Raw genomic sequence first — 8118 nt, 5'->3', positions numbered from 1 at the left:
GCTAATAACAGTTTAAAATAAATAACTTATGTAAGAACCGTAGGAACTACGGGGATAGCCTGTGGAGAATTGGTAAGACATACTTTAGTATGCAGAATTCTATGAAGCAGGAACCCTGTGACTTTAGTCATGGGAGGTTCAGGAAGGCTATATATTTGGAAAACAAGGAATAGGATTTGAAAGAATAAATGTAGCATGCCCACAGTCTTTATTAAAAGAATGTATGGATAGATTAAAGGCTACATTTGAAAATTTATAAGTATAGGTAAAAATTTATAGGATGCATAGAAATAAAAAATATTAAACTTGACAAATTTTAACTAATCACTTATCATACTATTATGAATAAATAGAAAACATAAGAGAGTTGAATTTTACTAGATTAAATTCTTAAAGACTTTGAAAGGAAGAGTAGTTATAGAATGTAGTTAAAGCGAGTTGGTGATGGTGTGAGACCAATATGAAGTCTATAATGAAGAACATCCTGGAGTTGCTAACCGAAATTTTAAAATAGTAGGCTTAGTCGGAACCAAACCGTTATCATATTGGGATGTATCGAGTAATATCTGTACATTATGAGCTGGGTTTAAATTTATTTTAAACTAATCAGGGTGGTACCGCGGAAAGACAACCTTTCGTCCCTTTTATATAGGGATGAAAGGTTTTTTTAATGGAAAAATATATAAATATAGGGAGTGAATAATATGAGTACAATAATACCAAAGGATTATAAAAGTAGTTTGAATGTAATTGATACACAAGTAGCTATAAAAAAATTAAAAGATTTTTTTGAAATGAGATTGAGTAATGAACTAAATCTAATAAGAGTTTCTTCTCCATTATTTGTATTGCCTGAAACTGGTGCAAATGATAATTTAAATGGAGAAAAGGCTGTAAGTTTTGATATACCATTTATGAATAAAAATGCAGAAATTGTTCAATCACTTGCAAAATGGAAGAGATTAGCCCTTAAAAAATATGGTTTTGAAGTTGGCAGTGGTTTATATACAGATATGAATGCGATAAGAAAAAATGAAGAGTTAGATAACATACATTCTCTTTATGTAGACCAATGGGATTGGGAATTGGTAATAGATAAAAGTAGTAGAAATGAAAATACTTTAAAAGATGTTGTAAAAAGACTATATGGAGTATTTAAGGATACAGAGATATTTGTATGTAGCATGTATGAAGGAATAAAAGAAATCTTACCAGAAGAAATAACTTTTATAACATCACAAGAGTTAGAAGATATGTATCCAGAATTATCTCCAAAGGAAAGAGAAGATAAAATTGTAAAAGATAAGAAAGCTGTATTTATAACTCAAATAGGAAAGACGCTAACATCAGGAGAAAAACATGATGGAAGAAGCCCTGATTATGATGATTGGGAATTAAATGGAGATATACTATTTTATAACCCTGTTTTAGATTCTGCATTAGAGCTATCTTCAATGGGAATTAGAGTTGATGAAGAATCTCTTGATAGACAACTTAAACTTGCTGGATGTGAAGATAGAAAAGAGTTTGATTATCATAAGATGCTTTTAAATGGTGAACTTCCATATACAATTGGTGGAGGTATTGGTCAGTCAAGAATATGTATGTATTTCTTACAAAAGGCTCATATAGGAGAAGTACAGGTTGGAGTATGGCCACAAGATATGATTAAAAATTGTAGTAGTGCAGGAATTGAATTGTTATAATTTGAATATATACTAGTTGATAAAATTTATATATAATATACTCATCAAATTAATTATATCGGTTATAATGTAGAATAACCTATAATTATAAGAGGTGATAAATATGGAATTTCTAAAAAGAATGGTTAATATAATTTTAGATTTTTTTAAAAAAATTTTAGTGAGATTTAAAAAGGCTAAATTTGGTTTGCTTTTTATATTTGATTTACTTAAACTACCTGATTTTATGACGGATAAAAGAATCAATATAGTCTATAAAGTAAAAGTAGTTTCCGTTTTAATTTTTACTATATCTTACTTTGTATCTGGAGTTGATATAATTCCTGAGATGCTTACTGGAGCATTTGGATTTATAGATGATATTATAGTATTAATTTGGAGCATAGGTATTGTGAATGAAGAAATTAATAGATATAGAAATATCACAAAAAAGGATAAACATTCAAATATAATTGAAAATGTAGAATTTTCTATAAAAGATGAAGAAGAATAACAATTTATATATGTTATTCTTTTTTTTATTAACAAAAAATGGCTAAATTGTTGACGGAGAGGTAAAACTCTATTATCATAATAAGTGGATATCCAATATTTAACTAAGTATTCAATGTACAAGAATGCTTAATTTAAAAAATTATGGAGGGTAAAATATTATGAAGAAGAAAATAGGTTTAGTGCCCAAGCTAATCATCGGTATCATAGTCGGTATTTTAATCGGAAGTTATGCACCAGAAATAATAGTACAAATACTAGTAACAGTTAGTACATTATTCTCAGCATTCTTAAAGTTTGTAATACCATTTATAATTATAGGGTTTGTAACAGCAGGTATAGCAGATTTAGCAACAGGTGCAGGAAAATTATTAGGAATAACTACAGCAATAGCATATGGTTCTACTCTAATTGCAGGATTATTATCATTTGCAGTATCTATGCTAATTTTCCCAAATTTTATTGATGCAAGTGTAGCAGGACAAATTGGAGACCCAGAAGCAGGAATGTTAGCTCCAATCTTTACAATTCCATTAGAGCCTATGGTAGATGTAACAGCAGCAATTGTGTTTGCATTTGTAATGGGACTTGGAATATCAGCTTTAAGAAATCATGGAAAAGGAGAAGTCTTATTTAAATTCTTCCAAGAATTCCAAGAAATTGTAACGAAAACGTTGTCAACAGTAATTATACCTTTATTACCTTTATACATAGCAGGGACTTTCGCAAATATAACTATAGCAGGACAAGTATGGACAATATTAGGTGTATTCTGGAAAGTTTACTTAGTGGTAATACCTTTACATTTTGTATATATGGCATGTCAATTTACCGCAGCAGGAGCATTTTCAGGAAAAAATCCAGTAAGAATGTTAAAAAATCAAGTACCTGGATATTTAACAGCTATAGGTACTCAATCTTCAGCAGCAACTATACCAGTTAATGTTGGTTGTGCAGAAAAAAATGGAGTAAGTAAGCAAATCAGAGAATTTGTTGTGCCTCTTTGTGCAACAATACATTTATCAGGTAGTATGATATCAATAACAGGGTTTACAACAGCAGTTTTAATGATGAATGGTATGCCACATGGAATAGGTGTATTATTCCCTTATATTGCAATGTTAGGTATAGCAATGGTTGCAGCACCAGGGGCACCAGGTGGGGCTATAATGAGTGCACTTCCTTTCTTACCAATGGTTGGAATACCATCAGATGGAGGTCTTGCAAGTTTAATGATAGCTTTATACTTAACTCAAGACAGTTTTGGTACAGCATGTAATGTATCAGGAGATAATGCAATAGCAGCAGTTGTAGATAAAATAAATGATGGAATGAGTAAAAAAGGAAACAAAGAAGAACAAAGTGCTTAGTTTGTTAATAAATAAAAATGAGTTATCTCAAATAGAGATAACTCATTTTTTATACTCATAGAAATTATATAATAAAGTAATTTTTCTATTTGAAAATTGATTTAAGAGATGATATTAATAATTTATTTTCATTAGGTTTTAATATACATACCCTGAAGAAATATTCATCTAGCCCATCAAATGAATAACAATCTCTTATTATTATTTTTTGTGGAATTAGTTTATCACGAAGAGCTTTAGCAGTAAATTCCTTTGTTTTAATTTTACATAATATAAAATTACCTTTAGTATCATATACGTTTAAATTCTTTATGCTTTTAAGTTCCTTAAGTAAATAATCTCTTTCAGTATTCATTAAAGAAATCGTACTTGATATAAAATTCAAATCACTAAACATGATTTCTCCCATTTTGGAAGCGATTATATTTATATTCCATAAATCTAGGTTTTTATTTATTTCATTTTTAACCTTAATGTCAGATATAAGACCGTATCCAAGTCTTATACCAGGTGTCGAAAAAAACTTTGATGTACCCCTTATAACAAATAAATTAGAATAATCATCAACTAACTGAGTACAAGAATATATGTCTGTATCAGTAAATTCTACATAAGTCTCATCAATCATTAAAAAAGAGTCTGTGTTTTTTAAAATTTCTCTTACTTGTATTTTAGTAAATGCAAATCCAGTAGGATTACTAGGGTTGCAGATGATAACCAAATCATAATTTTTAGCGTTAATAGTTTCTATAAGATTTTCTAAATTTATGTTAAAATTATCTTCTTCTTTGGCGAAGTATTTATCTATAGAACAATTAACTTTAGATAGCTCTTTTTCATACTCTGAATATGCAGGGGAAAGTAAAAGAGCTTGTTTAGGGTTGATTGTATGTATGAATGATGAGATTAATTCTGTAGCTCCACTGCCAAGGACTATATTATCTATAGAACATTTGCAGTAACTTGATATAGAAGTTTTTAAGTCTATGTAATCAGGGTCAGGATACATAGATACCATATCTATATTGTTTACAATGTATTGTTTGGCTAAACTTGATGTACCAAAAGGATTTATATTTGAACTAAAATCCATAAATTCTTCTTTTGAAAAGCCATACTTACTAGATAAACTATATAAATTAGCTCCATGATTTGTGCTCATAAAAGTACCTCCAAAAATAAAATTATATAATTGATAAAAATAACTGATTAATATATGTACATATAGATTATAATACAAAGGAATGTTTATTCCAAATTTTTAAGATAAAAAGCAAAAAAGTATGGATAAGCTGTTACTTTACGTTTAAAAATGATGAAAAATATTTTAATTGATATTTTGGTATGCTATAATATATAGGTTAATAGATGGAAAGCGGGAGGGTACAAGATGTACAAAATTACAGGAAAAATGTTGACAGAAGAACAAATAAAAGAAAAAGTTTATGAATTAGGAAAAAAAATAGAAGAAGATTTTAAAGGTGAAGATTTACTAGTAGTAGGTATCCTTAAAGGAGCTAGTGTATTTGTTTCAGATTTAATAAGATGTATAGACTTAGATGTAAATATAGATTTTATGAGCGTTACAAGCTATGGCAGTTCAACAGAATCTTCTGGAACAGTTAAAATATTAAAAGATTTAGATGTAGACATTGAAGGAAAAAATGTATTAATTGTGGAGGATATAATAGACTCTGGATTGACATTAAGTAACCTAGTCGCAGCTTTGAAGACTAGAAGCCCAAAATGCCTAAAGCTATGTACTTTACTTGATAAACCTCAAAGAAGAAAAGCTAATATACCTGTAGACTATGTGGGATTTGTTATTGAAGATAAATTTATTGTTGGATATGGAATAGATTATGCTGAGAAGTATAGAAATTTACCTTATATAGGTATAGTTGAGGATGTAGAATAAGACTTAAATGTGAATTAAAAGCACTAATCTCTAAGGGATTTAGTGCTTTTTAATTAAGTATATAAAATATTAGTAAAGGAGACCTCTATATGGATATTCAATTAAGTATATTATTATTTTTCCAAAATTTAAGAAATCCAATTTTGAACTTTATATTTCTTGTATTCACAATAAGTACAGAAGCACCACTATTAATATTAATTACAACAATCATTTACTGGTGTATAAATAAAAAATGTGGGCAGAAAATATTGTTTGCTATAATTGGAAATTTTGTTGTGAATTTAGGAATCAAAGAATTTGTAAAAGCTCCTAGACCAATAGGAATAAAAGGTCTTGAGTCACTGAGAGTTTCTACTGCTGGTGGTTACTCTTTTCCAAGTGCTCATACTCAAACTGCAACTACATTTTGGGTTAGTATTATGACTATATTTAAAAAGAGATACATTCATTTAATAGGTGCATTAATGGTATTAGGTGTTGGTTTATCTAGACTATATTTGGCAGTTCATTGGCCTATAGATGTAATAGCTGGGTGGACCTTAGGTATGTTTTTTACAGTTATATTTGTAAAAATATTTGACTATATTGACGATAGTAAAAATTATATTTTTCTTGTGGTTTTACTTATACCATTTGTTATAATAGCTATATTTTTAAATAGCCCTGACTATTTTGAAAAATTTGGTATCATAGTAGGGTTTATATTTGGATATATAGTTGAAGATAAATTTGTTAGATTTAATACAGACAATAATAACAAAAAAATTAATTTTAGTAGTAAAAATAAAAATAGTAAAAATATAATATTTTCAAGAATATATAGGTTTTTGGTTGGGATAGTAACAATAGGCATGTTATATATGGGGATTAAAGTATTTATTTCAATGTTAATTGTTACTTTAAATCTAAGTGATTCTAATATGAGTATAATTTTTATGAACTTTATTAAGAATACTGTAGTTGTTTTTTATGGTGTGGCAGGAGCTCCTGCATTATTTAAACTTTTGAAGCTAAATTAAGCTAAACTACTTTATTAATAGTTTAACTTAAAAAATTAAGGGAAGAAAAGAGTGATTATTTGAAGAAGGTAGTAGTAATAGGTGGCGGACCAGCAGGGATGATAGCAGCATCAACTGCATGTGAAAGAGGATTTGATGTAACATTGATTGAGAAAAATCATAAATTAGGTAAAAAACTTGCAATAACAGGAAAAGGTAGATGTAATATAACTAATGCTTGTGATATAGAAGAATTAATAGAAAATGTTCCTACAAATGGAAAATTTTTATATAGTGCTTTTTATACTTTTACAAATGATGATGTAATAAGCATGTTTAATAACCTTGGTGTAAAAACTAAAACAGAAAGAGGAAAAAGAGTATTCCCAGAAAGTGATAAAGCATTTGATGTTGTAAAGGCTCTTGAAAAACAACTCAAAAACAAAAAAGTAGATATATTATTAAATTCGAAAGTGGAAAAAATAATATCTAAAAATAATAAAATTGAAAAAGTAGTTTTATCCAATAAAAAAGAAATTAAGTGTGACTCGGTTATAGTAGCAACTGGAGGATTAAGTTATCCACTTACTGGTTCTACTGGTGATGGATATAAATTTGCTGCTTCACAAGGTCACACCATTGTAGATACAAAACCATCTTTAATTGGTATTGAAGTGCAAGAAGGCTTTATAAAAGATTTGGAAAAGTTATCATTAAGAAATGTTGAGATAAAAGTATTTAATAGCAAACAAAAGAAAGTTTACAGTGATTTTGGAGAACTTGAATTTACTAAGTTTGGCTTAGATGGACCTATAATTAAGTCTGCAAGTTGTAGAATGAAAGATACAACTAAAGAAAATTACACTATATTCTTAGATTTAAAACCAGCACTAGATGAAGAAAAGTTGGATAAAAGAGTTCAAAAAGATTTTGCAAAGTATACAAATAAAAAATTTGAAAAAGCATTGGATGATTTACTTCCAAAAAAACTTATACCTATAATAATAGATTTGAGTGAGATTAATCCAGATACAGTTGTTCACCAAATTTCTAGAGAACAGAGAAAACACTTAGTGCATTTACTAAAGAATTTAAAGTTTACTGTAAAAAGATACAGACCTATTGATGAAGCTATAATAACTTCTGGTGGTGTAAAAGTAAATGAGATAAATGCGAGTACAATGGAGTCAAAACTAATAGAAGGTCTATTTTTTGCTGGAGAGATAATAGATATAGATGCATATACAGGAGGATTCAATTTACAAATAGCTTTTTCTACTGGATATTTGGCAGGTTTTAATTGCTAAAAATTACCTGAATTAAAAATGTTTAAAATCACATAATATTATCAGCAACACAAAATAAATTAAACAGAAGGAAGGTAATCAACATGGCAAGTAACAATAACAACAACAGAACAGTAGTACCAGGAGCAAAAGAGGCTTTAAACCAAATGAAATTAGAAATAGCTAACGAACTTGGTATGAGTAATTATCAACAAGTTGATAAAGGAAACCTTACTGCAAGAGAAAATGGTTATGTAGGTGGATACATGACTAAAAAATTAGTTGAAATGGCTGAACAACAAATGGCTGGAAAAAGCAACAGATAGTTAATAAATAATTATTTAT

At 28.4% G+C, this 8118-nt stretch carries 8 protein-coding genes and 1 other annotated feature; of the genes, 7 read left to right on the top strand and 1 reads right to left on the bottom strand.

Annotated elements, in window-relative coordinates; all coding sequences use genetic code 11:
- The first annotated feature begins 390 nt into the window (after positions 1–390).
- Positions 391–646: a binding site (T-box leader), on the top strand.
- Between the two features lie 58 nt (positions 647–704).
- From asnA to Q3287_RS11685, 3 genes are all read left to right on the top strand, one after another.
- On the top strand, positions 705–1706 hold the full coding sequence (gene asnA, locus Q3287_RS11695) for an aspartate--ammonia ligase (protein WP_054277306.1): 1002 nt from the start codon (positions 705–707) through the stop codon (positions 1704–1706).
- A gap of 103 nt (positions 1707–1809) precedes the next feature.
- On the top strand, positions 1810–2199 hold the full coding sequence (locus Q3287_RS11690; RefSeq protein WP_054277305.1) for a YkvA family protein: 390 nt from the start codon (positions 1810–1812) through the stop codon (positions 2197–2199).
- Positions 2200–2359: 160 nt separating this feature from the next.
- Positions 2360–3568 (top strand): dicarboxylate/amino acid:cation symporter, encoded by a 1209-nt coding sequence (locus Q3287_RS11685; RefSeq protein WP_054277304.1) that lies wholly within the window; start codon positions 2360–2362, stop codon positions 3566–3568.
- A gap of 85 nt (positions 3569–3653) precedes the next feature.
- On the opposite strand, the gene Q3287_RS11680 is transcribed toward Q3287_RS11685, so the two are convergent.
- Positions 3654–4730, bottom strand: coding sequence for a pyridoxal phosphate-dependent aminotransferase (locus Q3287_RS11680; RefSeq protein WP_407964124.1), 1077 nt, complete (start codon positions 4728–4730; stop codon positions 3654–3656).
- Between the two features lie 228 nt (positions 4731–4958).
- Here Q3287_RS11680 and hpt point away from each other — a divergent pair, with 228 nt between their 5' ends.
- The 4 genes from hpt to Q3287_RS11660 all read left to right on the top strand — a co-directional run bounded on the left by hpt (position 4959) and on the right by Q3287_RS11660 (position 8099).
- On the top strand, positions 4959–5486 hold the full coding sequence (gene hpt / locus Q3287_RS11675) for a hypoxanthine phosphoribosyltransferase (protein WP_044213776.1): 528 nt from the start codon (positions 4959–4961) through the stop codon (positions 5484–5486).
- An 89-nt stretch (positions 5487–5575) separates the two neighbouring features.
- On the top strand, positions 5576–6508 hold the full coding sequence (locus Q3287_RS11670) for a phosphatase PAP2 family protein (RefSeq protein WP_407964123.1): 933 nt from the start codon (positions 5576–5578) through the stop codon (positions 6506–6508).
- A gap of 59 nt (positions 6509–6567) precedes the next feature.
- Entirely contained in the window at positions 6568–7794 is a 1227-nt protein-coding gene (locus tag Q3287_RS11665) for an NAD(P)/FAD-dependent oxidoreductase (RefSeq protein ID WP_074178528.1), read from the top strand.
- An 83-nt stretch (positions 7795–7877) separates the two neighbouring features.
- Entirely contained in the window at positions 7878–8099 is a 222-nt protein-coding gene (locus Q3287_RS11660; protein WP_003416009.1) for an alpha/beta-type small acid-soluble spore protein, read from the top strand.
- Positions 8100–8118: the final 19 nt, after the last annotated feature.

It is taken from the genome of Clostridioides sp. GD02404, assembly GCF_045898275.1.
Taxonomy (GTDB): domain Bacteria; phylum Bacillota; class Clostridia; order Peptostreptococcales; family Peptostreptococcaceae; genus Clostridioides; species Clostridioides difficile_A.
The sequence above is the reverse complement of the archived record's forward strand: the minus strand, read 5'-3'. Positions and strand labels throughout refer to the sequence as shown.

Excerpts from the sequence above, each read along its gene's own strand:
- Q3287_RS11680 (WP_407964124.1), bottom strand. The coding sequence starts at position 4,730 with ATGAGCACAAATCATGGAGCTAATTTATATAGTTTATCTAGTAAGTAT.
- Q3287_RS11690 (WP_054277305.1), top strand. The coding sequence starts at position 1,810 with ATGGAATTTCTAAAAAGAATGGTTAATATAATTTTAGATTTTTTTAAA.
- Q3287_RS11670 (WP_407964123.1), top strand. The coding sequence starts at position 5,576 with ATGGATATTCAATTAAGTATATTATTATTTTTCCAAAATTTAAGAAAT.
- Q3287_RS11660 (WP_003416009.1), top strand. The coding sequence starts at position 7,878 with ATGGCAAGTAACAATAACAACAACAGAACAGTAGTACCAGGAGCAAAA.
- Q3287_RS11685 (WP_054277304.1), top strand. The coding sequence starts at position 2,360 with ATGAAGAAGAAAATAGGTTTAGTGCCCAAGCTAATCATCGGTATCATA.
- asnA (WP_054277306.1), top strand. The coding sequence starts at position 705 with ATGAGTACAATAATACCAAAGGATTATAAAAGTAGTTTGAATGTAATT.
- hpt (WP_044213776.1), top strand. The coding sequence starts at position 4,959 with ATGTACAAAATTACAGGAAAAATGTTGACAGAAGAACAAATAAAAGAA.